At 45.3% G+C, this 26,432-nt stretch carries 25 protein-coding genes, 2 tRNA genes, 2 rRNA genes and 1 pseudogene; 17 read left to right on the forward strand and 13 right to left on the reverse strand.

The features are described 5' to 3' along the window. The 9 genes from B9Y67_RS01920 to tsaD all read left to right on the forward strand — a co-directional run. A 23S ribosomal RNA gene (locus B9Y67_RS01920) occupies positions 1-109 on the forward strand; the annotation flags it as partial. A 124-nt stretch (positions 110-233) separates the two neighbouring features. Further along, a 5S ribosomal RNA gene (gene rrf / locus B9Y67_RS01925) occupies positions 234-347 on the forward strand. A 50-nt stretch (positions 348-397) separates the two neighbouring features. Next, positions 398-474 (forward strand) — tRNA-Met (locus B9Y67_RS01930). 101 nt (positions 475-575) lie between these two features. Then, positions 576-652 (forward strand) — tRNA-Asp (locus tag B9Y67_RS01935). A gap of 124 nt (positions 653-776) precedes the next feature. After that, on the forward strand, positions 777-1,760 hold the full coding sequence (gene thiL, locus B9Y67_RS01940; protein WP_085505115.1) for a thiamine-phosphate kinase: 984 nt from the start codon (positions 777-779) through the stop codon (positions 1,758-1,760). Positions 1,761-1,765: 5 nt separating this feature from the next. Further along, a complete protein-coding gene (gene tsaE, locus B9Y67_RS01945; protein ID WP_085505116.1) occupies positions 1,766-2,221 on the forward strand; it encodes a tRNA (adenosine(37)-N6)-threonylcarbamoyltransferase complex ATPase subunit type 1 TsaE in 456 nt (151 codons plus the stop codon). After that, positions 2,218-2,904, forward strand: a complete 687-nt coding sequence (tsaB, locus tag B9Y67_RS01950; protein ID WP_085505117.1) for a tRNA (adenosine(37)-N6)-threonylcarbamoyltransferase complex dimerization subunit type 1 TsaB — start codon at positions 2,218-2,220, stop codon at positions 2,902-2,904. The genes tsaE and tsaB overlap by 4 nt, the downstream gene beginning before the upstream one ends. Then, positions 2,905-3,363, forward strand: coding sequence for a ribosomal protein S18-alanine N-acetyltransferase (gene rimI / locus B9Y67_RS01955; protein ID WP_085505118.1), 459 nt, complete (start codon positions 2,905-2,907; stop codon positions 3,361-3,363). It begins immediately after the preceding gene. After that, complete coding sequence (gene tsaD, locus B9Y67_RS01960; RefSeq protein ID WP_085505119.1) at positions 3,350-4,390, forward strand: tRNA (adenosine(37)-N6)-threonylcarbamoyltransferase complex transferase subunit TsaD; 1,041 nt, start codon at positions 3,350-3,352, stop codon at positions 4,388-4,390. Before rimI ends, tsaD begins: the two co-directional genes overlap by 14 nt. Before the next feature lie 349 nt (positions 4,391-4,739). Here tsaD and B9Y67_RS01965 read toward each other — a convergent pair whose 3' ends face one another. The 9 genes from B9Y67_RS01965 to B9Y67_RS02005 all read right to left on the reverse strand — a co-directional run bounded on the left by B9Y67_RS01965 (position 4,740) and on the right by B9Y67_RS02005 (position 16,293). Then, positions 4,740-4,922: a twin-arginine translocase TatA/TatE family subunit gene (locus B9Y67_RS01965; RefSeq protein WP_085505120.1), complete on the reverse strand. Its 183-nt coding sequence runs from the start codon at positions 4,920-4,922 to the stop codon at positions 4,740-4,742. Positions 4,923-4,939: 17 nt separating this feature from the next. After that, complete coding sequence (locus B9Y67_RS01970) at positions 4,940-5,533, reverse strand: molecular chaperone TorD family protein (RefSeq protein ID WP_085505121.1); 594 nt, start codon at positions 5,531-5,533, stop codon at positions 4,940-4,942. Between the two features lie 14 nt (positions 5,534-5,547). After that, a complete protein-coding gene (locus B9Y67_RS01975) occupies positions 5,548-8,649 on the reverse strand; it encodes a molybdopterin-dependent oxidoreductase (protein WP_085505122.1) in 3,102 nt (1,033 codons plus the stop codon). A gap of 2 nt (positions 8,650-8,651) precedes the next feature. Further along, the gene (gene nrfD, locus B9Y67_RS01980; RefSeq protein ID WP_085505123.1) at positions 8,652-9,926 is read right to left on the reverse strand and encodes an NrfD/PsrC family molybdoenzyme membrane anchor subunit; all 1,275 of its coding nucleotides are present in this window, start codon (positions 9,924-9,926) and stop codon (positions 8,652-8,654) included. A 12-nt stretch (positions 9,927-9,938) separates the two neighbouring features. Beyond that, positions 9,939-10,838 (reverse strand): sulfate reduction electron transfer complex DsrMKJOP subunit DsrO, encoded by a 900-nt coding sequence (dsrO, locus tag B9Y67_RS01985; protein ID WP_085505616.1) that lies wholly within the window; start codon positions 10,836-10,838, stop codon positions 9,939-9,941. 185 nt (positions 10,839-11,023) lie between these two features. After that, entirely contained in the window at positions 11,024-12,085 is a 1,062-nt protein-coding gene (locus B9Y67_RS01990) for an NAD(P)H-dependent flavin oxidoreductase (RefSeq protein ID WP_085505124.1), read from the reverse strand. Positions 12,086-12,097: 12 nt separating this feature from the next. Beyond that, positions 12,098-13,489, reverse strand: a complete 1,392-nt coding sequence (locus tag B9Y67_RS01995) for a sensor histidine kinase (protein WP_085505125.1) — start codon at positions 13,487-13,489, stop codon at positions 12,098-12,100. Further along, the gene (locus B9Y67_RS02000; protein ID WP_085505126.1) at positions 13,489-14,178 is read right to left on the reverse strand and encodes a response regulator; all 690 of its coding nucleotides are present in this window, start codon (positions 14,176-14,178) and stop codon (positions 13,489-13,491) included. Before B9Y67_RS02000 ends, B9Y67_RS01995 begins: the two co-directional genes overlap by 1 nt. A gap of 180 nt (positions 14,179-14,358) precedes the next feature. Next, positions 14,359-16,293, reverse strand: coding sequence for an ABC-F family ATP-binding cassette domain-containing protein (locus B9Y67_RS02005; RefSeq protein WP_085505127.1), 1,935 nt, complete (start codon positions 16,291-16,293; stop codon positions 14,359-14,361). 164 nt (positions 16,294-16,457) lie between these two features. Here B9Y67_RS02005 and moaC point away from each other — a divergent pair, with 164 nt between their 5' ends. The 3 genes from moaC to B9Y67_RS02020 all read left to right on the forward strand — a co-directional run bounded on the left by moaC (position 16,458) and on the right by B9Y67_RS02020 (position 19,223). Next, complete coding sequence (gene moaC, locus B9Y67_RS02010) at positions 16,458-16,952, forward strand: cyclic pyranopterin monophosphate synthase MoaC (protein ID WP_085505128.1); 495 nt, start codon at positions 16,458-16,460, stop codon at positions 16,950-16,952. Between the two features lie 5 nt (positions 16,953-16,957). After that, positions 16,958-17,617 carry a redox-sensing transcriptional repressor Rex gene (locus B9Y67_RS02015; RefSeq protein WP_085505129.1) on the forward strand — a complete coding sequence of 220 codons (660 nt, stop codon included), beginning with the start codon at positions 16,958-16,960 and terminating at the stop codon, positions 17,615-17,617. A 187-nt stretch (positions 17,618-17,804) separates the two neighbouring features. Further along, positions 17,805-19,223, forward strand: a complete 1,419-nt coding sequence (locus tag B9Y67_RS02020) for an MDR family MFS transporter (RefSeq protein ID WP_085505130.1) — start codon at positions 17,805-17,807, stop codon at positions 19,221-19,223. Positions 19,224-19,262: 39 nt separating this feature from the next. Here B9Y67_RS02020 and B9Y67_RS02025 read toward each other — a convergent pair whose 3' ends face one another. From B9Y67_RS02025 to B9Y67_RS02035, 3 genes are read right to left on the reverse strand one after another with little or no spacing between them, the layout of a single operon-like run. After that, positions 19,263-19,799, reverse strand: coding sequence for a GNAT family N-acetyltransferase (locus B9Y67_RS02025; protein ID WP_085505131.1), 537 nt, complete (start codon positions 19,797-19,799; stop codon positions 19,263-19,265). A 57-nt stretch (positions 19,800-19,856) separates the two neighbouring features. Continuing rightward, a complete protein-coding gene (locus B9Y67_RS02030; RefSeq protein WP_085505132.1) occupies positions 19,857-20,057 on the reverse strand; it encodes a YdiK family protein in 201 nt (66 codons plus the stop codon). Then, positions 20,054-20,773: a type II CAAX endopeptidase family protein gene (locus tag B9Y67_RS02035; protein WP_139823704.1), complete on the reverse strand. Its 720-nt coding sequence runs from the start codon at positions 20,771-20,773 to the stop codon at positions 20,054-20,056. Before B9Y67_RS02035 ends, B9Y67_RS02030 begins: the two co-directional genes overlap by 4 nt. A gap of 243 nt (positions 20,774-21,016) precedes the next feature. On the opposite strand from B9Y67_RS02035, the gene groES reads away from it, so the two are divergent. From groES to B9Y67_RS02060, 5 genes are all read left to right on the forward strand, one after another. Further along, on the forward strand, positions 21,017-21,301 hold the full coding sequence (gene groES, locus B9Y67_RS02040) for a co-chaperone GroES (RefSeq protein ID WP_139823705.1): 285 nt from the start codon (positions 21,017-21,019) through the stop codon (positions 21,299-21,301). A gap of 60 nt (positions 21,302-21,361) precedes the next feature. Next, entirely contained in the window at positions 21,362-22,999 is a 1,638-nt protein-coding gene (gene groL / locus B9Y67_RS02045; protein WP_085505135.1) for a chaperonin GroEL, read from the forward strand. A gap of 395 nt (positions 23,000-23,394) precedes the next feature. Beyond that, positions 23,395-23,619: a spore coat associated protein CotJA gene (locus B9Y67_RS02050; protein WP_085505617.1), complete on the forward strand. Its 225-nt coding sequence runs from the start codon at positions 23,395-23,397 to the stop codon at positions 23,617-23,619. Continuing rightward, entirely contained in the window at positions 23,619-23,879 is a 261-nt protein-coding gene (locus B9Y67_RS02055) for a spore coat protein CotJB (RefSeq protein ID WP_062446436.1), read from the forward strand. Before B9Y67_RS02050 ends, B9Y67_RS02055 begins: the two co-directional genes overlap by 1 nt. Before the next feature lie 30 nt (positions 23,880-23,909). Continuing rightward, entirely contained in the window at positions 23,910-24,479 is a 570-nt protein-coding gene (locus B9Y67_RS02060) for a manganese catalase family protein (protein ID WP_085505136.1), read from the forward strand. 28 nt (positions 24,480-24,507) lie between these two features. Here the strand turns inward: B9Y67_RS02060 and B9Y67_RS21185 are convergent. Next, positions 24,508-26,169 (reverse strand): annotated as a pseudogene (locus B9Y67_RS21185) (IS1182 family transposase). Positions 26,170-26,432: the final 263 nt, after the last annotated feature.

Here is a 26,432-nt window from a genome sequence, read left to right on the forward strand (position 1 = left end):
CACTTCGAGTGAGTAAGATTCCTCAGAGACGATGAGGTAGATAGGTCCGAGGTGGAAGCGTGGTGACACGTGGAGCTGACGGATACTAATCGATCGAGGACTTAACTAACAAATGTCGTGGAAACGACGTTCGTCGTTGAATGTTGCTTATCTAGTTTTGAGGGTTTACTAAAAAAACTCTTGATTTTTTAGCGGAAAGTTAATATAATTAATCTTGTCGCTAATATAAAAGGTCTAGTGGCGATAGCGGAGAGGTCACACCTGTTCCCATGCCGAACACAGTAGTTAAGCTCTCCAGCGCCGATGGTAGTCGGGTTTATCCCCGTGAGAGTAGGACGCTGCTAGGCTGTCAATTTTATACTTATCGTAAGTGCAGAAAGAAATGCATTTACACTATCGCGGGGTGGAGCAGTCTGGTAGCTCGTCGGGCTCATAACCCGAAGGTCGCAAGTTCAAATCTTGCCCCCGCAACCAAAATATTTTCACTTGCAACGTCGAATAATCTTCCTAGTTAGTTGAAAATCGTGTACTGTAAAGTACAATCAAATTTTTTTACTTACATATATCTTAGCTTTGGTCCGGTAGTTCAGTTGGTTAGAATGCCTGCCTGTCACGCAGGAGGTCGCGGGTTCGAGTCCCGTCCGGACCGCCATTATAAATTCGATATGATAAGCCTTAGGTAAATCCTAAGGCTTTTGTTATGCATTTTTTTATCTTTGGACAAGTTATTGATATAATGAACTTATCTTTTTATGAACGTAGGAGGCTCACCATCTATGGATGAATTTTCTTTCATCGATTCCATCAAGCAGGATGTTTATTTTCAGCCCTCAGTGCTGAAGGGCATCGGTGATGATGCAGCAGTTTTTCGAGCGAATAACCAGGATATTATAACCGCGGTGGATACACTGGTAGAAGATGTACATTTCTCAAGGGAGACCATGGAGCCGTTCCATGTGGGCTATCGTGCTCTCGCGGTCAATATCAGTGATTTAGCTGCTATGGGTGCAGCCCCTGCTTTTTATATGGTATCTATTGTGATTCCGGAGGATTGGTCTGTAGAGGAAATTGATGAAATTTATTCAGGTATGAAGGAGCTTGCAAAGCAATACAGGATGGATCTGATTGGTGGCGATACGGTTTCAGGAAAAGAGCTGGTGGTTTCTGTTACGGTATTTGGTCTTGTACCACCTGACAAAAGCAGGTATCGCAATTTGGCCAAATCAGGCGATGTCTTATTTGTGACTGGCACCTTGGGTGATGCACAAGCCGGGCTGGAATATTTATTAGGCAAGCATCATTTCGATGAGGCTGCAGCTGACTATTTTATTAGCCGACACAGACAACCGGCTCCTCGTGTAGCGTTTGCCCTTCAGCTGCAGTCACTGAAGCGTGTCGCCTTAAATGATGTCAGCGATGGTGTTGCCAGCGAGTCAAATGAAATTGCTGCAGCTTCCGGTGTTGATCTACATATCAAGTATGAGGACTTGCCGAGAGTGGACTATTTGAGCAGGCTGGAAAAGGAAATATGTAAATCATGGATGTTATCAGGAGGAGAAGACTTCGAGCTGCTCGGAGCTGTCCCGGAAAAGGACTGGGAAGCTGTACAACAGGCTGCCAAAGCGTCCTCCACCCGTGTAACTAAAATTGGTTCGGTGACAGAAAAAAAGGATACGGAACCGGTTGTGTTTCTATATGAAGAAAATGAAAAATCACGATTAGCGAAATCGGGCTATACACATTTACGACAGGATAGGTGATAAGGGTGAAATCTTTTAAAATCACGTCAACTTCCGAGGCACAGACAAAGGAACTCGCCAGACGGCTTGGCGAGCGTTTACAGGCAGGTGACGTTTTGACTCTTGAAGGTGATTTAGGCGCTGGAAAAACAACTTTCACTAAAGGCCTTGGAGAAGGGCTTGGAGTCAAACGGACGATCAGCAGCCCGACGTTTACGATTGTGAAAGAGTATGAAGGCCGTATCCCCCTCTATCACATTGATGCCTATCGCCTGGAAGACAGCGAAGAGGATATTGGTTTCGAGGAGTATTTTGAGGGAGAAGGAGTTACGGTGGTAGAATGGGCACAGTTCATTCAGGATTTTTTACCGAAAAGAAGGCTGGATCTTACTATCATTTATCTGGATGAACGGGCACGTTTCATTGAAGGGAAAACAGAGGATCCTCATTTGGAAAAGATATGCGAGGAGCTATTTTTATGAACGTATTAGCTATAGATACATCTAATCAAATCTTGGGAGTGGCTGTTGTAAAAAATGGAGAAACAGCTGGTGAATTGATTACAAATATAAAGAAAAATCATTCTGTACGATTGATGCCGGCCATCGATCAATTGATGAAGGAAACAGGAGTGGCTCCTTCCGATTTGGAAAGAATCGTTGTTGCCAAAGGGCCGGGTTCCTATACCGGTGTGCGGATTGGTCTTACCACAGCAAAATCAATGGGATGGGCATTGAATATCCCTGTGATAGGCGTTTCAAGCCTGGAAGTATTAGCCTATCAGGGGATGTATTTTAATGGCAGCATCTGTCCTTTCTTTGATGCCAGAAGAGGCTTGGTTTACACAGGCTTATACGACCAGGATATGAAGCTTGTGAAAGATGAAACCAATATACTGATGACAGAATGGCTGGAAGAATTGAAGGATAGGGAAGAACCGATTTTATTTTTAAGTCAGGATGTTGAGCTCTACCGGGAAGCTATTGAAGAAATATTAGGTGATCAGGCGGTTATCCCCCCGCAAGCCTGGCATGTCCCTCGCCCTAGTGCATTAGCTTTGGCAGGAAAGAGCAAGGAAGCTGAACCTTTGCATGGTCTCGTTCCTAACTATTTAAGGCTGGTAGAAGCTGAAGCTAAATGGCTGGAACAGCAGGAGAAGAGATAAATGGACAACGTAACGGTCAGGGAAATGACTGTCGACGATATCGATGAAGTGATGGAAATCGAGCATGCTTCCTTCGCAATCCCCTGGAAACGAGAAGCTTTTGTCGGGGAAGTCGAGCAGAATAATTTCGCTGTTTATTATGTAATTGAAGACGAAAACCGTATTTTTGGCTATTGCGGATTATGGATGATCATTGATGAAGCTCATATTACCAATATCGCTATACTTCCAAGCCATCGAGGGAAAGGCTATGGGGCTTTATTGTTTGGCCATGTCATCGAACAAGCTGTCGAGAAGGGGGCTATCATGCTCTCCCTGGAAGTGCGTGTAACTAATACAGGAGCACAGCACATGTATCGGAAATTCGGGTTGGTTCCTGGTGGGATTCGCAAGCAATATTATACGGATAATGGAGAGGACGCATTAGTGATGTGGGTGAATTTTCATGACGAAAGATAATTATATACTAGCGATTGAAACGAGTTGTGATGAAACAGCTGCAGCGATTGTGAAAAATGGCAGAGAGCTCGTAGCTAACGTTGTAGCTTCACAAATCGAAAGCCATAAACGCTTCGGCGGAGTTGTTCCGGAAATAGCATCCCGCCACCATATCGAGCAGATTACGATTACATTGGAAGAAACATTGTCTCAGGCAGGAATGGAGATTGACGATCTCGATGCCATTGCTGTAACGGAAGGGCCTGGACTTGTCGGTGCATTGCTTGTCGGTGTAAATACGGCTAAAGCCCTCGCTTTTGCTAAAAATAAGCCATTGGTGGGGGTCCATCATATTGCCGGACATATTTACGCCAACCGGCTGGAAAAAGAGTTTGAATTCCCTTTATTATCTTTAGTCGTCTCCGGCGGACATACGGAATTGATTCTGATGAAGGAACATGGTTCTTTTGAAGTAATTGGAGAGACCAGGGATGATGCTGCCGGGGAGGCTTATGATAAAGTAGCCAGGACGTTGAAACTGCCTTATCCTGGTGGTCCCCATATCGATAAGCTTGCTCAAGAGGGCGACGAAACGATTGATTTTCCACGAGCCTGGCTCGAAGAGGGCTCTTATGACTTCAGCTTCAGTGGATTGAAATCCGCAGTTATCAACAAGCTGCACAACGCGAAACAAAAAGGTGACATTTTGGAAGACAAAAATGTAGCAGCAAGCTTCCAGGCGAGTGTAGTTGACGTGTTATCCACAAAAACATATCAGGCTGCCAAGGAGTATCAGGTGAAGCAGGTGATTGTAGCCGGAGGAGTAGCGGCTAATCAAGGGCTGCGTAAGGCTTTGGCAGACAAATTCGAAGGGGAAGAGATCGAATTGTTGATTCCTCCATTAAAACTTTGCACAGATAATGCCGCAATGATTGCAGCGGCAGGGGCTGTTGCGTATCAACAAGGCCATCGTGCCGGGTGGGATTTAAACGCCAATCCATCGTTAAGCCTGGAACGTTATGCGAACAGATCTTTAAAACAAAGTTAAAAACTCCCTAAATCAGGGAGTTTTTTTATTTGTAAATTATTCAATAGGCTAAGGGCCAAGTTTTTTATAATGACCATGTGTATAAGTTATTGGGGGAAAGTAAGGTGTTATACACAGATGCATAAATATACTGTGGATAATCATTCGCAAACACTTTATTCCTAAGTGTTCATATTATCTGTGGGAAAAGTGGATAAATGTGAATCCTCTTGTGGATAATGTGTATAAACCTGTGCAAAAGTAATAAAATAGCTGTTCAACTGTGAATAACTATGTGGATGCTGTTAGCTATTCGATTCATTGGATGCATAAAAGAAGGACTGTCTCAGCAACAGTCCTTCTTGCTTAGTTATTGTTCTTTTTTCTGGTCATTACTCGGATCGTCACTCACAAGTTCATTGGTCGCCTTTTTGAATTCTTTTAATGTGCTGCCGAACGCTTTCCCGATTTCAGGCAATTTGGATGGGCCAAAGATAATCAATGCGATTACTAATACTAAGATCAAACCAGGGATTCCGATATTAGATAACATGCGGATCAACTCCTCTATTATTTATGGGTATCAAATAACTCTTTCATTGTATCCAGGTAGTACGGGATAAAAACACTGAAAAATGGATCTTCCAGTTTTCTTTTGCTATGTCTGGCGACTTTTTTCAGCCCTTGCTTAATATGAGACTGATACATATCGAGTTGGGCATTCCGTAACTGTCTGGCCAGTTCGGTATTTCCTTCCTGTTCCGCCTTAATCTCTTCTGTTGCTGCCGCTGACAGAAAGGCAGTCAGGCTGCCGATATGGTCCGGAAATTCTCCCTTTTCAATTGGATAGTAAAAACCCATTTCTTCAAACTTACCAATCAGGCAAAGAAGATCCTGACGGGAGCGGTCGATCGCTTCCTCTGTCTTTTCCGTGTAACTGGACACGTAAGGAGGAATGAAGTAGACGCCTGGGATAGAAAAGTAATTTTCATACCAGAGTTCGAAGTCTTCCCGATTATAATACGGATGGAAAGGGAATGATTCTTTCAGTTCATCGGGCAGTTGATTCAATACCTTTTCATAATGATCCCATTCGCCGAACCAGATGTGGGTAAATAACTGCGTCAACAATAATTGACCGTTACGTTCTTCAATCGTAAGCATGTCAATTTCCTCCTTTAAGCTTTCTTAATATCTACAAACATATCCAATTGACCAGGGGAGCCCCCAATTTCATCATACATCACGCCATGCTTCATGCTGTCATCCACATATGTCAATTTGTTGACGATAAATCCATCTCCACGTGATCCTGGGAATCCTGCTTCTTCATGCATCGGCTTGTTGAACTCAAATGGTGTGTGGTTGTATTCCGGAAGTTCTTTTTCCTTTTTGCCGTCAATGTATTGGCTATTCACCCCGTAACCTGTCTGTCCCATGTTATAGGCAGAACCGACGACTCCTGGAGCGATACCACCTGTGACGGTGACCGTGCCTTTCAGCTTGATCGTATCATTGTCAATCGTCACGGTATCGCCGCTTTTCAATCCTCGCTTGTTGGCATCAACCGGGTTGATCCAAATATAGTTATCTGAACGTACTTCTCTCAGCCAGGCACTGCTTACGTTGCGGTAGGTACCTAAATTCCTGGATTTCCAGTTAATGAATTGCAATGGTTTTGGCTGGTCGACGGGCTTACGATCAAAGGTTTTGATCGGCTGGTAATAGGGCATGCCTTCAAAGTGTTCCCCGTTAAATGTATTCTTGTGAGCGGCCACCCCTTCATCGTAAAAGTCAGCCTGACCGCCGTACTGGTACTTGATATGGTTGCCATTATACTCGCTTCCTGCTTCTTCAAACCGCCCGCCACGATTCAGCACATAGACGACTTTCGCCCATTCTTCCGGTTTGACAGCCTGTTTCCATCTGTTCTCATCAAAGTATTTTCCTAATCCTTTCTTACGGGCGCTTGTGAAAATGTTCAGTTCCCGCTGAGAAGCGTCCGGTACTGGTTTTTCATCAAAAGCGATGTTGGCGACCCGTTTGATATAAAAATCTTCTTCCCTATGCAGGGAGCTGCCATCAGGGAATGCCTTGTCTCCGAAACCGGGAAGTTCCATCCGTTTGCCCAGTTCAATGACGCTGTTTTCAAAGGAGCGGACCTCCGGGAACACCCGTGTAACCGGCTGGTAGACACCTGTGAACTTAGTGGTGATGTTCGGGTAGATGGATTCTCTGCCCCAGCGCTCTAAATAGGTCGTATCTGGAAGAATGAAATCAGCATACTTCGATGAATCCCCGATTTGGACATCCGATGCTACATACAATGGAAGCACCTTCGGATCCTTAAGCGCCTCTTCCTGTACTTGCCCATTAGGAGAGGACAGAACAGGGGACATCCGGTGGGTAAACAAGGCTTTAATAGGATATGGGTATCCATCTAAAGCACTTGGCAGCACTTCTGCGACTGATTGACCGCTGAGCGGGAACCATGGACGTTTGGCAGGGTATCCGTCTTTTTCAAACAGTGTCGAGTCTTCATATTTGGACTGATAGCGGCCTGTTGGAACCCCCCAAGCCTTTTTGCCATCGGGGACAGTCATTAAATCGTAGCGTCCTGTGAATTCTTGATAGGAGGCGCCGGTAGTGATGTTACCGTCTTTCCAGTCATAGCTTCCGATTAAATGATTCAGCATAACGATTGCACGCTGGTTATAATAGCCATTTTCATGCATCGCAGGGCCTCTGTAAGCCATAATAGCTGCACGCTTCCCGTAGGAAGTGAATGTTTTGGCTAATTTGATGATCTGCTGCTTATCAATCGTAGTAATTTCTGCGTACTCATCAAGTGATTTTTCCATAACTCGTTCTTTATAAAGCTGGAAGGTCGATTTCAGCTCTAGACCTTTGATTTTTGTATCTACTTCCAGCTCACCTTCCATAGCTTTGTCATGAGGGACGGGTTTGCCGTTTTCGATGACGACGAATTGCTCTTCTGATCCGATGCCAAGGTCGCTTGCGCGGAGCTTCGGCCGTTTTGGATCACTGAGGTTTACAAGATGGGTTGCATCACTCCATGTCGGTTCCTCATCCATTTCAGCAGCTTTTTTATTCGGGTTGGTCAAATACGATTCATCGTATTGCTTATTTTCAATAATCCAGCGGCCGATAGCCAGGGCCAGTGCACCGTCGGTTCCTGGTTTGACAGGAAGCCACATATCCGCTTTTTCGGCGGTTTTACTGAGGCGTGGATCAACAACCGCCATTTTCATGCCATTTTCGATCGCATTTGTAATTTTAGGAGCGAGCCAGGTCGGTCCTTTGTTGGCGACCATTGGGTTCGTGCCCCATACGAGTAAGAACAATGTATTTTCTACATCCGCATACTGTCGTTTTTTCTTCTTTTCACTGGCAGAGTAGGAGCGGACATTGCCGGTAACGGAGCTGATACCGCAGACACCGCCATGGTGATAATAGTTCTTGCTGCCAAGACTTTGCAGGATGAAGCGCTCCATGAAGTCGCGCCGGTCGCCGACCATAAAGGTAACCTGGTTGACCTTTGGGCCAAAGTCGGGATGTTTGGGATCAATCAATACATCGCGATACTTGTTATCGAATGCTTCGAAGTCCATCTTTTCTTCTTTCACTTTTTCCCAATCACTCATGACGTCTTCTTCCGGAACATAAGCAGAAAGTCCTTTGAGACCAGGAGTCTTCAGGTCGCTGCTGCCGTTGATGATTTCTTCATAAGCCTGTTCCCAGCTGATCGTTTTCCATTTGCCGTTGCCGCGTGGACCAACACGTTTCAATGGCTTCTTGACCCGATAAGCATCATAGGCAGTCTGGATGCCTGCCTGCCCCTTCAAGCAGGTACGGCCGCCACGGAAGCCTCGGCCTTCTCTTTTAACATCTCCTGTACCCCGGACAGCATCATCGAGAGAAGTATCATAGGCGATTGCTCCGTAAGGTACCATGTTGATTGGGCTATACTGGTTTCCTGCGATTTTACGAATGATGGAGCTGTAGGGTCCGTTCTTATTGCCGCTCGTCACGTAAGCTTTGATGGTGCAGAAACTGTTACATTGCTCGCAGGTGGTAAAAATGACGTCTTCTGCGCCATAATCCTGATAATCACTGCCGTAGCCATGTCCTTCATCTCCCCACACGCCGCTGGCCACTTGTTTGACAGGACCAATAAAGGCAGGCCCGACAACCGCAACGGCACTAAAGGCTCCTAATGCTTTTAAAAAACTTCTCCGTTTCATTGGTTTATTATCCATGATCAGCCCTCCGATTTCTCCGGTGATTGAATTTCTTCAATCGGCAAAAGTTGTTCTCCGAACGTATAAATTAGCAATCCCATTGCTGCTATTCCGATGCTTACCATCCATTCATTAAAAGTAGGGAAGTAGTCACCGGCAGGGAACCCTTCGAACAATGGGACAATTTGTGCAGGTACGACGATGTTGAAGCTTACACCGATGATGCCGATGACGATGAGGATGGCGGCAGTCAGCAAGGCGTTGACGTTTTTACTCGTTTTCTTATAGAAGACTAAAAATGTGGGAATAGCCGCTCCAAGGAACATTTGCACTCCCCAGAAGGACCAGCTGTAGGCGCTTCCCATCATCGTGCCAAGCCCTTCGAGATGGTGATGTTCCAATCCATAAACACCGACGAGGTATTCATAGAATTGGAGACCAAGGTCGATGAATAGAAATGCAACCATCATCTTCGCAAGGGAAACGACCATGCCGTGGTCGATTTTTTGTCTGGTTGCTTTTTTCTTAATGATGTACATGGCAAGTAACAGGGCGGTCCCTGAAACCATAGCCGAGACGACGAAGATGACAGGGAAGAGACCAGTGTTCCATGATGGACGTGCCTGCACAACGGCAAAAATGGTACCAGTACCGCCATGGACACCTAAAATCGCAAGTGGTATCCCGATGGTTCCGAGTATCTTCATCCACTTATGGTCGCGTTTCTTTGTACTTTCATTGATGGGGCTGTTTTTGAATGTGAGCCACTTGGCGATTTTTCCTTTTAAAGAAGGCGTTCCAGCTAACCGAACGAGATCTTCCCGCATGGCAATATATAATTCTGTCGTGAGCAGGGCGATGTAGACGAGATAAAAGTGGACCTCCCATGCCAGCGGACTGGTAACATTCCAATAAATGATGGCGTTCAACATCCGTTCCGGCCTGCCGAGGTCCATCAATACAAAGGTCAAAGCGACAATCATACAGACAATGGCAGTAAATAGGGCCATCCTTCCGATCCGCTCATATTCCATCATGCCGAATACATAGATCAATGTAGACAATAGGAAGGACCCTGCACTCAAGCCGACAAAAAAGATATAAAAGGCAATCCAGGCTCCCCAGGGGGTGATCGATGATAAATTGGTGACCGGAAGCCCCTGGACGAGACGCTCAACGATGAAATAACCGCCAGCGAAGAACAATAACAATAAAAATCCTATCCATAGCTTAAAACGTTTGCTTTGTTTTTCTTTGACTTTAACCTTCGGCGCAGCTACTGCAGTAGTTGCCATAGGTTCCACCTCCTATTTTAGATAGATGACATTCGGTCCGTTGCCTAGATCACTCTTCAGGCGGAAGGCGCGCGGACTTTTAGATAGCTTGGATACGGTACTGTTCGGGTCGTTCAAATCTCCGAAAAATCTGGCATCGCCGACACAAGTTTCTACACAAGCCGGCTCTTCGCCACGTTCCAGACGGTGCAGACAGAAGTTGCACTTCCTTACGGTGCCAATTGGTGTTTTGCCTGGCTTTCTTTCCCCGCGTTCAATCCCATATTCCGGACTGGTTACATCGTTATAGCCAAGCATTTCATCTTCGTAGCTTTCACCGAAATCAAACGATCTCGCACCGTAAGGACAGGCAACGATACAATAACGACAGCCGATACAGCGGTCATTATCAATGGTTACGATGCCATTATCCAGTTTGAATGTCGCCCTGGTCGGGCAGACCTGCACGCAGGAAGGCTTTTCGCACTGCATACATGGGCGCGGTAAATTCACTTTGGCGACATTCGGAAAATCACCGATTTCCTGTTCCAGGACAACATTATAGGAGATCCCGGGTGGAGTACGATTTTCCGCCTTACAGGAAACCGTACAGGTATCACATCCGACGCATTTCCGTAAATCGATGACCATGCCCCATTTGACGCCGTCTGTCGCCGTACTGTCATCATCGGCACCAGAAGCAAAGTCCTGTCCGACTTCCTCCCCGAACTCCCGCATCAGTTTGGAATGGTATTTCTTATGGAAGTCTTTGATATTCAACTTCCCGTTGATTACCTTTCTGGCATCATCCGCCATATTGAAACTCAGCTTTGTATCGAAGGGAGATGCCTCCATCTCTTTCTCTACATCTGGCAACGCTGTATCAAGCAAGTTGTTCCAGTCTTTTTCTGTCATGTTTTTACTTCCAAGCATGTTACTAAGCATTGATTTCACCTCTCATCCTTGTCGTTAACTTTATTGTAGAGAGAGGGTGGGAGACTCAACTGTGACAAATGTCACGAAAAATGACGTCTTCATATCTTCTTTATAAGTTAGCCACGAAGTAGTCAAAAATGGACACAAAAAAACTGCCATGAAAATTTCATGACAGTTTCCCCTTATTCACATAGTCCTTTTATTTCGTTGACCATGCGTTCGATTATTTGACCCGCAGGGACTTCACGGCTGAGGGTGGCGTTCTGGCCTGCCCAGAGGGACATGTAGTCGGGTTTGTTTTGTTCTGCTGCTGCCTTTCGCAATGTTTTGGTTAACGTGTTCATGATGGGATAAGGCGGCAATTGATGCTCATGATGGCGCAAATGGCGAATGAAGGCATTTTCAATTCCTCGTGCTGGTTTTCCACTGAACGAGCGGGTGAGCACCGTATCATCACCGTCGCTTTCGAGAATTGCTTGTTTATGAAGCGGTTTTGCACCGCTTTCTGGTGAGGTCAGAAAAGCGGTACCCATTTGCACTCCCTGAGCGCCAAGCTTAGTCGCAGCGACAAAGCCACGCGCGTCCATAATACCACCGGCAGCGATGACTGGAATAGATACCCGGGCTGCCATTCTTTGAACAAGCGACATGATACCTACCGCTCCCTGCTCAAAGGAAGCAGCGAATGTTCCACGATGACCGCCGGCTTCACTGCCCTGTGCAACGACAAGATCAATTCCGGCATCTTCATTGATGATTGCTTCTATGACTGTAGTCGCTGTACCGATCAGGCGAATCTGATGGTTTTTTAAATGACTAATCACTTTTTCGGATGGTACTCCAAAAGTAAAACTGCAAACGGGAACTTTTTCTTTTATAATGATGTCCAGCTGCTTTTGAAAAGTAGAGGAGGAATGCGATACCTCCTCGGTCGGTTCTATTTGTAATTCCTCATGAAAAGGCTGCAACAAGTCATTGGCGAACGAGATATCTGCTTCAGATCCTGTGCTTTCTTCCGGTACGAACACGTTGACACCGAACGGCTTATCTGTCCGCTTTTTTGTCTCCCGGATAGCTGTCTGTAAATCCTTTGGGGTCATATAACCGGCTCCGATTGTTCCTAACCCTCCGGCATTAGATACTGCGGCGACCAGTTCCGGCGTAGTGACGCCCCCTGCCATGCCTGCTTGTATAATAGGGAATTCAATCGTAAGCAGGGAGGTCACTTCATTGTGCTGCCACATCCAATCATCCTCCTACTTAGTGGAAGTTTTTTTAGGAAGCTGTACGATCATTTTTGTACCTTTTCCTTCTGTGCTTTGGGCATTTATTTGACCATGATGGGCCTGAACGAGTGCTTTCACGATTGCCAGGCCGATTCCAGCTCCTCCTGTTTTGCGGGCCCGTGATTTTTCTGCACGGTAGAAGCGGTCGAATATATGCGGTAAGTCTTCCGCAGCGATGCCGATTCCATCGTCGGTTACCGTAATAAAGACATTTTCTGCCGTTTCATTTGCCTGAATCCGGATTGTTCCTTTTTCCGGAGTATAACGGATAGCGTTTGATACAAGGTTCAACATGATTTGCCAGACCCTGTCTTTATCGCCTTCAAAATAAATCGGTTCCTCCGGGAGGGTCAAATCGAGCTGAAGATCTTTTTGTTTGGCCGCGACATAGAAGTGCTCTTTAATATGGGTGAGTGTTTGGTTCGTATTCACTTCTTCCACATTCAAATGGATATCAGGGTTTTCTGCTTCCATCAGTTCCTCGAGGTCATTGACCATTCGTACCAGTCGCATCAGCTCTTTATGGCTGTTTGCCAGGCGTTCCTGGGTCGGCTGCCAGATGCCATCCTGAAAGGCTTCGATTTGTGTTTTTAAAATTGTAATGGGCGTGCGGAGTTCGTGGGCGATATCCGCTGTGAATTGTTTGCGCAGCATCTGCTGGCTGTTAAGGCGTTCCGCGAGCTGGTTATAGGCATCCGCTACCTGCTGGATTTCGTCTGTCAGTTTACTGTTCGTAACACGTACGGTCGTATCATTGTTGCTTAACGCCTGGACTGCATCCTTTACCCGGCGCAAACCTGAAGTCAGCTGGTTACTGAATAAAAAGCTGAGCCCGATCGATAACCCGAAAATTCCAAGGGCTGAGACAGCAATGTATTTATCGATTTTAGCCTGGAACTGAAATTCACCTTTCTCATAGCCACGATGATAATTGACTTCCATCGTGCCGATGTTTTCGCCGTCATAAGTCAGTTCCCGCGTCTCCTGAGTGTAATCCATATCTTTATAATTCGGTGCTTCCCCATGCTGATCCTCTTTCATTTTGGCTATTTCCTTTACGAGGTCTGTAGAATCAAGCACCAGATTCCCGCTGCTGTCATAGATTCGATAAAATAAGCTTTCTGTCATCGCCTGATAGGGAAGCATCGCATCAATACTGTCTCCTGTTATCTTACCATCACGTTGGTGTTCCTTTTGAAGGAATGTGACGACCCGGTCCACTTCTGCTTCTCGTTTATCATCCAGGTAATCACTGAAACAGTCTTCAAAAGCATATTTAAAAGCTCCGCTGATAAAAACAACACCAATCAAAGAAATAGCAATGAAGGCAATCAAGGTTCTGGCACGCAGTGTTCGGAACATCAGCTTTCCCCTCCAAATCGATATCCTGTACCAAAAACGGTCTGGATGTACTTGGGATGTTTCGTATCTTCTTCAATCTTCTTCCGGATGTTTTTGATATGGACGTCTATGTTTCTTTCATAACCCTCAAAATAGCCGGCATCCTGGATGGTTTTCAAGAGATCCGCACGTGTGAACGCGTAGCCTGGCCGGTTAGCCATTTGAGTAATCAATTGAAATTCAATCGGTGTCAATGAAACGGACTCATTGTTGACATATACCAGCTTCTTAGCCGGGAAAATCGTCAGCTTCCCGTTATTGAAAGATAAGGAATCTTCCATAAAGAGATAGCCTGTTCTTTTTAAAATCGACTTCATCCGCACGATTACTTCGCGGGGGCTGAATGGTTTGACGATATAATCATCCGCTCCGATTTCAATGCCATTGATGCGATCATTTTCCTGTCCTTTTGCCGTCAGCATCATGATTGGCACATCCGATGTTTTTCGAATCTGCTGGCAAACACTTTCGCCACTAAGGTCCGGCAGCATCAGATCGAGGATGACGAAGTGAGGGTGGACACTATGAAACATTTGCAATGCTTCTTCGCCGTTTTCGGCCAAATAGACATCATAATTTTCTTTTTTTATATAAGCTTCTAAGACTTCGAGAATCATAGGTTCATCATCGACAATAAGCACCTTCAACATTTCCAACACTCCTGTTCTAGTACATACCTCTAGCTTACCATAGGAGGTATAAGGAAATGGGTACTAAATTATGAAAGATTTTTAGTATTTTACGTTTATACAACGGGTAGAAATGATAAGTTTCCATCGGTTTCCCCTAAGTAAAAAAGCTTTGCTGATTCTGTGATCAGCAAAGCTCTATTATTCTTCGGTATGAAGTTCTTCCCATTCTTCCATTAAATGCTCCAGCTTGTTGCTCAGTTGTTCGTTCTCTGAAGTTAATTCCAGTGATTTTTCATGATCCTGGTAAATATCCGGTTCACATAAGAGTTCATCGTTGGTTTCGATGGCTGCTTCGATTTCTGCAATTTCTGTTTCGATTTCATCGATGAGCCGCTGGCGTTTACGGGCTTCCCGTTTCTGGGCTTTATCCTGATGGAAGCTCGTCTTCGTGTCTGGTGTGGTGCTGGTTTCCTGCTGGCGATCCTGGCTTTCCAGCTGCTCCAGTTCATATTCTTCCTGTTTTTTCCCTATATAATAGTCGTAATCACCGAGGAACATACGAGACTCCCCAGTGGTCATTTCAAAAATCTGTGTAGCGATTTTATTAATGAAATAACGGTCGTGGGAAACGAAAATAATCGTGCCTGGGAAGTCTACCAGTGCCGCTTCTAATACTTCTTTGCTGTCGAGATCCAGGTGGTTGGTCGGCTCATCGAGAATCAACAGGTTCGCTTCCTGCATCATCAAATTAGCCAGGGACAGACGGGCTTTTTCGCCGCCGCTTAAAGACGAAACAGGCTTCAGCACATCTTCGCCGCTAAACAGGAAGTTTCCGAGAATGGTGCGGATGTCTTTTTCGTTTTTCATCGGATAATCATCCCAAAGCTCATTGAGCACAGTTTTTGTTGAATGAAGCATTGTCTGTTCCTGGTCATAATAGCCGACCTGGACATTGGTTCCGATTTGGATCGTTCCCTTATGGGCTTTCAAGTCGCCGATAATGGTCTTAAGCAAAGTGGTTTTGCCGACACCGTTCGGACCGACAAGCGCGATGCTGTCACCGCGGTTAACATCCAGGTGGACGTTTTCGAACACGTTCGTTTCACTATCCGGATAACGGAAAGCCAGGTCACGAAGGCGGAGGACGTCATTACCGCTTTGTCTGGAAACCTGGAAAGAGAACTTCGCCGATTGATTTTCATCTTTCGGTTTATCGACACGATCCATTTTTTCCAGCTGCTTTCTCCTGCTTTGTGCCCGCTTACTTGTCGTCGCCCGGACGATATTTTTCTGGATGAATTCTTCCATCCTTTTGATTTCGGCCTGCTGTTTTTCGTACTGCTTCATTTCCAGCTCGAAATCGGCTTCTTTCTTTTTCAAATAATCACTATAGTTTCCATGATATTTCTTGGAAGATTGAAAGGCGATTTCATACACCGTCTTCACGATTTTATCCAGGAAGTACCGATCGTGGGATACGATGACGACTGCACCCTGATAGCCTTGAAGGTAGTTTTCCAGCCAGCTGAGTGTATCAATGTCCAGATGGTTGGTCGGCTCGTCCAAAATCAGGACATCCGGTTTGGAAAGCAAAAGCTTCCCGAGCGCGAGCCGCGTTTTTTGCCCGCCACTTAACGTATTGATCGGGGTAGCAAGATCGAAATCATGGAAGTTAAGACCGTTCAGTACGGCTTTAATATCGGCTTCATAATGATAGCCGCCTTCCATTTTAAATGTTTCCTGCTTACTGTCGTATTCCTTCAATAGTTGTTGGTACTCTTTTTCGTTTGCCATCAGGTCGGGGTCCGCCATCCGGCTTTCCATGGAACGAAGCTCGCTTTCCAGTTTCTTCAGATGGCTGAAGACTTTCTCCATTTCATCCCAGATCGTCCGGTCGGATTCAAGACCGGTGTTCTGGGCCAGGTAGCCAATGGAAACGTCCTTTGGCTGAAATTTCTCCCCGCCATCATGGGTCATCTCTCCCGCCATGATTTTCAGCAGGGTGGACTTCCCTGCGCCGTTACGACCGACAATGGCAATCCGGTCATTCGTTTGTACTTCTATTTTAATATTCGATAGAATGAGTTCAGCACCGAATCGTTTTTCAATCTGGTTCATCTGCATCAGAATCATGTCTGTTCACCTCAATGAGTCAAGTGTATCTCACATCAAAGCTGGCAGGCAAGAAGCATGATGGCAGATTGTGAAAAACTTAACGACTATCTTTTGCATTTTTGGTAAAATACAAGTAATGTAAATACACATAATAGAATTTCTGCTTCAAGGGAGGCTTTACTTTGACAGAGTTCACTCATTTCAATGAGCAGGGAAGGGCAAGGATGGTCGATATCTCGGAAAAGGATGTCACCACACGAACAGCGACTGCTGTTTCCAGTGTCCAGGTAAACCATGAAATATATCAGAAGATCACCAATAAAGAAATCGCCAAAGGGGACGTGCTGTCGGTTGCTCAGGTTGCCGGTATCATGGCAGCTAAAAAGACACCCGACTGGATCCCGATGTGCCACCCATTACAGTTGAAGGGTGTCGACGTCAATTTCGAATGGAAGCAAGAAAGGGAAGATACCTACCATTTGATGATTGATGCTTCAGTCAAAACGAAGGGAAGCACCGGTGTAGAAATGGAAGCGCTCACGGCAGCTTCAGCGACTGCGCTTACCGTTTATGATATGTGCAAAGCCGTTGATAAAGGAATGGTCATTGGACCTACTTATTTAATGGAGAAAAAAGGCGGGAAAAGCGGGGACTTCTATAGAGAAAGCAAGGAGTGAAAGATATGGATATCGAGCAACATAAAATACCACAAGCGACAGCGAAGCGGCTGCCATTATATTATCGATTCATTAATAATCTGCACAGCCAGGGGAAACAGCGTGTATCCTCCAAGGAGCTCAGTGAGGCGGTCAAGGTAGATTCTGCAACCATCCGTCGCGATTTTTCTTATTTTGGAGCCCTTGGTAAAAAAGGTTATGGCTATAATGTCGAATACTTGCTTTCCTTTTTCAGAAAAACGCTCGATCAGGATGAAATCACGAAAGTAGCCTTGATCGGTGTCGGTAATCTTGGTACCGCGTTTTTACATTATAACTTCATGAAAAACAATAATACTAAAATCGAGTATGCATTCGACTCTAATGCGGATAAAGTAGGAACGGAAATCGGCGGGGTTCCTGTGAAGCATATCGATGAACTCGAAGATATGGTAAAAGGCGATATCACTGCAGCGATACTTACCGTTCCGTCTGCAGCGGCCCAGGGTATTACGGACCGGCTTGTCCAATCGGGAGTTTCCGGAATTTTGAATTTCACCCCGGCCAGGATTACGGTGCCGGAACATATCCGGGTCCACCATATCGATTTGTCGATCGAACTTCAAGCGCTGGTGTATTTCCTGAAGCACTATCCGCTTGAAGCGGGCGAGGAACAAGAAGAATAAAAGGATGACCACCACGGTCGTCCTTTTTTGGTTACACAGGAGTTTTACCGTTTTCCTTTGGTTTCAAGTTTAGATATTACACGGAAGGTGTATATCATGGAAGGCAAGATGAGAGAAGTGGCTGGGTTACTATGGTATAGTAGATGATAGTTCGTGTTTCGAAATAAATTAACTGGAGGGGAGCTGTATGGGCAAGTTGCCATCAAAATGGCTGGTTGTCGTTTCCGTTTTATTTGGAACTTTCACGGTCATATTGAATAACAGCATGCTGAATCCGACGCTTCCCCGATTCATGGAAATTTTTGATGCTAATGCGGTAGATGTCGGCTGGATGCTGACAATTTTTATGGTTTCCATGGGGATGACAATGCCTCTTACGGGGTATTTTGGAGACCGGTTCGGCAAGAAGAAAGTATATTTGATTGGCCTCAGTGTCTTCATTATCGGGTCGATTGCCGGTTCGCTCGCTCCGTCGTTAGGCATGATTATCGTCGCCCGGGCAATTCAGGGGATGGCAGGCGGTCTAATGATGCCGATAGCGATGGCACTGATTTTCAATGCTTTTCCTAGGGATGAACGGGGGCTGGCTGTCGGTATCTACGGAATCTCTGTCATGGTCGCTCCAGCCATCGGTCCGACGATCGGCGGGGTTATCATCGAGTTCTTCGCCTGGCAGTGGCTGTTTTTATTCAACATACCGTTCGGCTTGCTTGGCATATTGTTATCGAGCAAGTATTTGAAACCGACCGAGACAAAGCCGGATCTGAAATTCGATGCAGGCGGCTTTGTGATCGTCACTACGGGGATTGGTGCCATCCTTTATGCACTTGGAAGAGGGAGGACGCTGGAATTACTGCTGTCTCCTGTGAGTATGGTACTAATCATCGGAGGTATCCTGGCGTTAGTGGCTTTCGTTTTTTATGAAAACCGCCAGGAACAGCCGTTATTGAACCTATCTGTATTCAAGGTGCCAACGTATTCGGTATCGATTCTTGTTACATCAGCGGCCTCGATCGGTCTTTTCTCCGGTATTTTCTTATTGCCATTATTGATTCAGAATGTCTATGGGTTAGGGGAGATCAAAACAGGCCTTCTGTTTCTGCCGGCTGCAGCGGCCAGTGGATTATTCATGTCGATTGGTGGAAGGCTGCTTGATAAAAAAGGGCCGAAGTTCGTCGTTCCTCCCGGCCTTGCCATCATGGCAGTAGCAACCCTGGGGTTAAGTTTTCTGAGCCTTGATACGCCATATTGGTGGATATTAGTATTGAATACGATCCGAGGTCTTGGAATGGGGATGGGGAACATGCCCGCCACGACATCCGGTATGAACGCAATCCCGGAACATCTCGTAGCACAGGGTTCTGCGATGAACAATATCTTACGGCAGATATCATCTTCGTTAGGGATCGTTTTCTTCTCCATTTATTATGAAGTAAGACGTGCAGCGATTGCGACCTCGCCCGATTTGGATATGCAGGCAGCAACCTTGCAGACACTTAATGAGGCTTTTCTCGTATCCGCAGTCATATTGATCATTGCGATTCCATTTTCTTTCATCTTAAAGGGTGTGGAAAGTGATAAAAAGGAAAGCCAGGAAAACAATTAACGCCTCGACTCAGCTTAAAGAGCTGAGCAGAGGCGTTTTTTACTTTATCCATTCATAGTCTAGCAGTCCATACAGGTGCATATCGAATGCTTGTCCGTCGCGAAGGAGGAATTCCCGGTGGGTGCCTTCTTTTTTGAAGCCGAGTTTTTCGTACATGGAGATGGCAGGCTGGTTATAGGAAAATACCGTCAACTGAAGACGGTGGAGGTTGCATTCATAAAAGGCGAAATCGATCAGTAATTGCATCGCCTCCATGCCGTAACCTTTTCCCTGATATTCTTCATCGCCGATGGCAATGCTGACCCAGCCGTTTCGATGAATCCATAAGATGCTTTCTAATTCCACATATCCGACAAATTCATTGCTTTCATTCCGAATCGAAAAGGTGTATTGGTTGTTAGACTCATTGGACTCTTGGAGCCATGACTCCAACTGGTCCATTGTTCTCGGGGCTGCTGGCAATGCGTCAAACAGGCGGGAGAAATTAGAGTTGTGATACCAGTCTGCTATCGCCTCGAGGTCTTCCTTGGTCACCTGTGTCAGTCTCACCCGTTTTCCTTGTAATAAAGTCTTCATCGTTATGTATCCCCCTTTAAACAAAAAGAAGCCTGTTAAAAAACAGGCCTCGTGTTGTTATTTCTTATTTGAATTTTTCAGCCTGATGTGCAGATTAAATAACCGGATCGAAACGGCAAAATCAAAAGTGGCCAGAATAGCCAGAAAGATCGTAATGAAATTCCAGATCGTATCATCGACACTTTGTGCCGCTATATAGGTGAAAACCAATCCCATTATAAAATAAAGGAAGGCCATGAATAGCGGTGATGTTCTCATAGTAAGAAGCCTCCAAAAATGGTTTGTAGCTGGTCAAATTGGTCCTGCATCCGTTTGAAATCTTCTTCCGACAGGCTGTATTGTCCAATGACCACAACGGTATTCATTGCCATGTGGGCAATGATCGGGGTGATGATGCTTTTCGTTTTCACATACAAGTAAGCGAAGACGATCCCCATTGCCGTGTATACTACCATATGGGTGAAATCAAAGTGGGAAGCGGCGAATGCCACTGCCGATACGAGCACTGCCACAATAAAGTTCGACCGTTTATAAATCGTACCGAAAATGATTTTACGGAAAATGATTTCCTCTAAAATCGGTGCGAATAAGACCATGACGATGATGAACACCGGTGACATACGGGCGAACTCCATCAGGTCCTGTGTATTTTCAGATCCCGGCTTGATGCCAAAGACAAATGTTTCAATTAGAATCGCAATCATTTGTGCGAAATAAGCAAGGAACACCCCAAGGAACGACCATAACGCGATGTTTCCTGCACTGGAACGCTCCCGCTGCAAGGAAGCTTGTTTCATATCCGGCTTCAATAAGAATAGAATGATTAAAGTGGCGATAAAAAAGCTGAACACCGCCCAGCTTGTAATCGCTATGCCCTTATCGAGGCCAACTGCCATCAGGAGCGGTACTCCTACAATAGATGATAACTGTGCTGCAATATATATAGCGATAATATACCAATATCTATTTGGCAAAATCGAACGACTCCTTTACGTACAATTTCGGTCACTCTCCGTATTTTAACACAGTTTGAAAAGCCCGCGTAACAATAAGGATTTACCCGACATTTTTCACCAATCTTTTTCGAAAAAAATTTACACTTCTTACTTGCAAAATAAAATGTGATTGATTATTATAATAATTGTGTTAGCACTCAAGAATGTCGAGTGCTAATAAATTGATAAATGAATAGAATCACATTGAGGAGGGTGTCCGAATTGTTAAAACCACTTGGTGATCGTATTGTGATTGAATTTGTAAAACAGGAAGAAAAAACTGCGAGCGGAATCGTACTTCCAGACTCCGCGAAGGAAAAACCTCAAGAAGGTAAAGTAGTAGCGGTAGGATCTGGACGAGTTACCGATAATGGCGAAAAAGTAGCGCTTGAAGTTGCTCAAGGCGACCATGTCATCTACTCTAAATTCGCAGGAACAGAAGTTAAGTATGAAGGCAAAGAATACTTAGTGATTCGCGAAAGCGACGTATTGGCTGTCATTCAGTAATTCCTTAAGTTTCAAATAAAATACGTACAGATTCAAGTTTGATAAGGAGGGCATTTATTCATGGCTAAAGAAATTAAATTTAATGAAGACGCACGACGCGCAATGCTTCGTGGTGTAGATTCACTTGCTAATGCTGTAAAAGTGACATTAGGACCAAAAGGGCGTAACGTCGTTCTTGAGAAGAAATTCGGTTCTCCACTAATTACAAACGACGGTGTAACCATAGCGAAAGAAATCGAACTGGAAGACCATTTCGAAAATATGGGTGCCAAGCTTGTATCGGAGGTTGCTTCTAAAACAAACGATGTAGCTGGTGACGGTACAACAACTGCGACTGTACTGGCTCAGGCAATGATCCGTGAAGGATTGAAAAACGTTGCTTCCGGTGCGAACCCAGTAGGCGTACGCCGCGGTATCGAGAAAGCAGTAGCGCTTGCTACAGAAGAACTAGCGAACATTTCCAAGCCAATTGAAGGTAAGGAATCTATCGCACAAGTTGCTTCCATCTCTGCTGGTGACGATGAAGTAGGCCAATTGATCGCAGAAGCAATGGAGCGCGTTGGTAACGATGGTGTCATCACGATCGAAGAATCCAAAGGCTTCAACACAGAGCTTGAAGTAGTAGAAGGTATGCAGTTCGACCGTGGATACGCTTCTCCATACATGGTAACCGACCAGGATAAAATGGAAGCTGTTCTTGAAGATCCATACATCCTGATCACTGATAAGAAAATCGGCAACATCCAGGAAGTATTGCCTGTACTTGAGCAAGTCGTACAACAAGGCAAGCCGCTTCTATTGATTGCAGAAGACGTTGAAGGTGAAGCTCTTGCAACACTAGTTGTGAACAAACTTCGCGGTACATTCAACGCTGTAGCTGTTAAAGCTCCAGGATTCGGTGACCGTCGTAAAGCAATGCTTGAAGACATCGCTACACTAACTGGTGCTGAAGTAGTAACAGAAGACCTTGGTCTTGAGCTTAAGAACACTGGCATCGAGCAATTGGGCCGTGCTTCGAAAGTGGTTGTTACAAAAGAAAACACGACAATCGTTGAAGGTGCAGGAAACGCTGAGCAAATCGCTTCCCGCGTCACTCAAATCCGTGCTCAAGCAGAAGAAACTACTTCTGAATTCGATAAAGAAAAACTGCAAGAGCGTCTTGCTAAGCTTTCTGGCGGCGTAGCTGTCATCAAAGTCGGTGCTGCTACTGAGACAGAATTGAAAGAGCGTAAGCTTCGTATCGAAGACGCGTTGAACTCTACTCGTGCTGCGGTTGAAGAAGGTATCGTAGCCGGTGGTGGTACTGCATTCGCTAACATCTACGAAAAAGTAGCAGGCCTTGACCTTACTGGCGACGAAGCAACAGGTGCACAAATCGTCGTACGCGCTCTAGAAGAGCCAGTACGTCAAATCGCACACAACGCTGGCCTTGAAGGCTCCATCATCGTTGAGCGCCTGAAAGGTGAAAAAGTCGGCGTAGGTTTCAACGCTGCATCCGGCGAATGGGTCAACATGGTTGACGCTGGTATCGTAGACCCAACTAAAGTTACACGTTCCGCACTACAAAACGCAGCTTCCGTAGCAGCTATGTTCTTGACTACAGAAGCAGTCGTTGCTGATCTTCCAGAAGAAGACAACGGAGCAGGCGGCGGCATGCCAGACATGGGTGGCATGGGCGGAATGGGCGGCATGATGTGATAACGCCCGAAACCCTTTCAACATAGGGTTTGAGAACAACTTGACTGGATTTTGATTGGTTTTAAAAATCGTTTAATAAATTTAAAAGCCTCTCAAGAGTATAAAACTCTTGAGAGGCTTTTCTTTTAATGGGTAGCAGTTATTAACTTGCCAATCTCTCCCAATAACTTTTTGGAATAATTGAAGTTCAAGCTGTCATGTTTTTGTGCACACTTACATTCATGGGGTGGCTTCATGATACTTTTGACAAACATTCTCATCACTCCAACATTTAATAATGACTACTTTAATTATAATTCGACTAAGGAGGACAAATTTCCTTCTTTAATTAGGGTATAGGACGACCTTTCGTGTACATACAATTGCAATAGTCTCCGTTAAGGAAGGTGATGATGATGTACACCCAGCAGAAATGCTATCGACCTTTCCATAGTCCGATGGATCCCTGCCCTCTAAGGGAAATCAAATGCTATTCTACCCCGCCAAATCTATACATGCCCTACCAGCCGCCGGGATTACAACAGTTCGACCCCCGGGTTGCACTAAGAAAAGGGACATTATGGCCAGCTTTATTTGATCCTTACCCGAAAAAGAAGCCCTACAGAGAGGAGGGGAAATAATGGCGACCATCCCTCCTGAATATTACCACCAGATGGAGGCAATTCAGGCCGTGGACTTTGTATTAGTGGAATTAACCTTATATTTAGATACTCATCCAAATGATCAGGATGCAATCGAACAGTTCAATGCCTGCGCCCGGGAAAGTCGCAGGCTGAAAAAGAATTTTGAACAACAGTTCGGTCCGTTGATGCAGTATGGAAAAAGCTATTCCGGTGTACCATGGCAATGGAAAGATAGCCCCTGGCCATGGCAAGTATAAAAAAATTTTAAGCGGAGGTGATTCTTTGTCATGTGGTATTACGAGAAAAAGCTACAATACCCGGTCAAGGTCAGCAACTGTAATCCTCGTCTAGCCAAGTATTTGATCGAGCAGTATGGAGGTGCCGATGGGGAATTGGCCGCTGCTTTACGTTACCTGAACCAGCGTTATTCCATCCCTGACAAGGTTATTGGGTTATTGACAGATATAGGGACAGAAGAGTTCGCCCATTTAGAAATGATTGCAACAATGGTCTATAAATTAACGAAAGACGCAACACCGGAACAGATGAAAGAAGCTGGATTAGGAGCTCATTACGCCGATCATGATAATGCTTTATTCTATCAGAATGCGGCTGGAGTCCCATGGACAGCAACTTATATTCAAGCAAAAGGCGACCCGATAGCAGATCTATATGAGGATATCGCGGCAGAAGAAAAAGCACGCGCAACTTACCAGTGGATCATCAATATGTCAGATGATCCTGATTTGAATGATGGTCTAGCATTTTTAAGAGAACGGGAGATTGTCCACTCCCTGCGTTTCCGGGAATCCGTTGAGATACTTAAAGAAGAACGGGATAAGAAACAATTCTTCTAAGCAAAAAGGGGCTGTCCCAAAAGTCTCTTTAAAATGAAAAAACCACGAAGAAATTGATTTTTCTTCGTGGTTTTTTCGTGGTGAGTTTATTTCCCCAGTGAAACAGGCGGTTCCACTCCGCCTGTTTCAGGAAGTTGTGGGCGATGGCGACCAGCCCAAACTCTATATTCATCGATGCCCCGGAGAGAAAATCTCCGGAACGACCGATTGCCTTTGATATGACCGAACACACTTTCCACCTCAACTTTTCGTTTGGCGTAGATTTGTGCTCCTTCGTCACACCAAAGGCTTTCCCTTGCTTCCTTCTTCAGTTGTTCATATGCCGGGTTATAGTAAACACGCCGGTTTCCTTTTGCTTTCGTGCATTTTTCTTTTATAGGGCACCCGGTACACGCTTCACATTCATAGACCTTGAAGGCTCGCGTGTATCCGTACCTATCGGTACGGTGAGAATGGAATTGAAAAGGGACCTTTCGTCCATTCGGACAAATATAATAATCCCCTTCTTCCTTGTACTCCAGTTCATAACCTGGCTTGGGTCTTTCTTGAACGAACGAGACTGCTCTTTTCGCATCGTGTTATAGGGAATGAGTGTATCAAACCCTTCCTTCTTTGCGTATTTGTAATTGGTTTCTCCGCCATAACCTCCATCAGCGACAATTGTGTTGGGGAACGGAAGATCTGCAGCCTGCAGCTTTTGAAAATGCGGTTCAAAACAACGGGTATCTGTTGGACGCTGATGGATCGAGTAGCCGATGATGAATTGATTCTCTGTTCCTGCCTGCACATTATAACCCGGTTTCAGTTGCCCATTCTTCATATGATCTTCTTTCATTCGCATAAAGGTGGCATCCGTGTCTGTCTTAGAATAACTGTTCCGGTCACCGAAGGTGGCCAGCTGGTTTTCATACTTTTTTAAACGAGGTAGGTAGTCCTGGCTCAACGTTTTATAGATACGTCGTTTGGCGCGGAATACTTCCTTTTTTTCTTTCTTCTTTACCTTATCAGCTTCCTCTTCGACCGCCTTTTCCGCCTGTTCCACCTGAGCTTCTACCTGCTCGACAACTTTTTCAAATTGCCGGAAGTTACTCGCTTGGCAGGAGATTCCTCATTAGTAAGTATGTTTTCGTCTAACTCAATAGCTTCTTCAATATCCGCGAAAGTTTGATCCAACTTTTCCTGTAAGTTTTTTTCGTAACGTTGGACGGATTTTTTCCACACAAATGTATACTTATTGGCATTTGCCTCTATTTTTGTTCCATCAAGGAAATAATTGTCCATGGATATGTACTCTTGATCGATCAGAAGCTTAATCAACTCAGTAAATAAAGGTTCAATAATTGCTTTCATCCGTTCGGAACGGAACCGGTTGATGGTTCGGAAATCTGGTGACTGTTGGCCGGCCAGCCACATCATCGGCAGATGTTCTCGAAGAGCTTTGGCGATTTCGCGGCAGGAATAGATTTTTTGCGTGTAGGGCGTATAAGATAACTTTTGTCATCATTTTGGGATGATAGGAGCTCCGACCGCCGCCTTGATATTGAGAGAAAAAGATGTCATCGTTGACCTGTTCCACCATGGCATGAATGACACGGACCACATGGTCCTCAGGAATTAAATCACTGAAGTCCATTGGTAGAACCAATTGCCCCATGTTATAATCAATGAAAGTAGCTGAAGAGTTACTCATAAAAAAAGAAGGTTTTTGTATTGTTGATTGCCAATTTGGGCAGGGAAACGATGAGACTCCTACGGGAGAGGCAAGACTGACGAGGCCCCGCAGGGCGAAGCCCGAGGAGACTTGTCGTCTTCCCCGTGGAAAGGGAATCGTTTCCCAGCCCCACTTTTCCAGTATCAACAATAATGAAAAAAGGCTGCCCCTATAAGTCTCTTATAGACTTATGGGACAGCCCCTTAAGCTTGTAGAAAAACACGGGGTTTCTCTACAAGCGG

The organism is Thalassobacillus devorans (assembly GCF_900176565.1).
In the GTDB taxonomy this organism is placed as follows: domain Bacteria; phylum Bacillota; class Bacilli; order Bacillales; family Halobacillaceae; genus Thalassobacillus; species Thalassobacillus devorans_A.

Coding starts and splice junctions, on each gene's coding strand:
- thiL (WP_085505115.1), top strand. CDS start 777: ATGGATGAATTTTCTTTCATCGATTCCATCAAGCAGGATGTTTATTTT.
- tsaB (WP_085505117.1), top strand. CDS start 2,218: ATGAACGTATTAGCTATAGATACATCTAATCAAATCTTGGGAGTGGCT.
- rimI (WP_085505118.1), top strand. CDS start 2,905: ATGGACAACGTAACGGTCAGGGAAATGACTGTCGACGATATCGATGAA.
- tsaD (WP_085505119.1), top strand. CDS start 3,350: ATGACGAAAGATAATTATATACTAGCGATTGAAACGAGTTGTGATGAA.
- B9Y67_RS01965 (WP_085505120.1), bottom strand. CDS start 4,922: ATGTTATCTAATATCGGAATCCCTGGTTTGATCTTAGTATTAGTAATC.
- B9Y67_RS01970 (WP_085505121.1), bottom strand. CDS start 5,533: ATGCTTACGATTGAAGAACGTAACGGTCAATTATTGTTGACGCAGTTA.
- B9Y67_RS01975 (WP_085505122.1), bottom strand. CDS start 8,649: ATGGATAATAAACCAATGAAACGGAGAAGTTTTTTAAAAGCATTAGGA.
- nrfD (WP_085505123.1), bottom strand. CDS start 9,926: ATGGCAACTACTGCAGTAGCTGCGCCGAAGGTTAAAGTCAAAGAAAAA.
- dsrO (WP_085505616.1), bottom strand. CDS start 10,838: ATGCTTGGAAGTAAAAACATGACAGAAAAAGACTGGAACAACTTGCTT.
- B9Y67_RS01990 (WP_085505124.1), bottom strand. CDS start 12,085: ATGTGGCAGCACAATGAAGTGACCTCCCTGCTTACGATTGAATTCCCT.
- B9Y67_RS01995 (WP_085505125.1), bottom strand. CDS start 13,489: ATGTTCCGAACACTGCGTGCCAGAACCTTGATTGCCTTCATTGCTATT.
- B9Y67_RS02000 (WP_085505126.1), bottom strand. CDS start 14,178: ATGTTGAAGGTGCTTATTGTCGATGATGAACCTATGATTCTCGAAGTC.
- B9Y67_RS02005 (WP_085505127.1), bottom strand. CDS start 16,293: ATGATTCTGATGCAGATGAACCAGATTGAAAAACGATTCGGTGCTGAA.
- B9Y67_RS02015 (WP_085505129.1), top strand. CDS start 16,958: ATGGATATCGAGCAACATAAAATACCACAAGCGACAGCGAAGCGGCTG.
- B9Y67_RS02020 (WP_085505130.1), top strand. CDS start 17,805: ATGGGCAAGTTGCCATCAAAATGGCTGGTTGTCGTTTCCGTTTTATTT.
- B9Y67_RS02025 (WP_085505131.1), bottom strand. CDS start 19,799: ATGAAGACTTTATTACAAGGAAAACGGGTGAGACTGACACAGGTGACC.
- B9Y67_RS02030 (WP_085505132.1), bottom strand. CDS start 20,057: ATGAGAACATCACCGCTATTCATGGCCTTCCTTTATTTTATAATGGGA.
- groL (WP_085505135.1), top strand. CDS start 21,362: ATGGCTAAAGAAATTAAATTTAATGAAGACGCACGACGCGCAATGCTT.
- B9Y67_RS02050 (WP_085505617.1), top strand. CDS start 23,395: ATGTACACCCAGCAGAAATGCTATCGACCTTTCCATAGTCCGATGGAT.
- B9Y67_RS02055 (WP_062446436.1), top strand. CDS start 23,619: ATGGCGACCATCCCTCCTGAATATTACCACCAGATGGAGGCAATTCAG.
- B9Y67_RS02060 (WP_085505136.1), top strand. CDS start 23,910: ATGTGGTATTACGAGAAAAAGCTACAATACCCGGTCAAGGTCAGCAAC.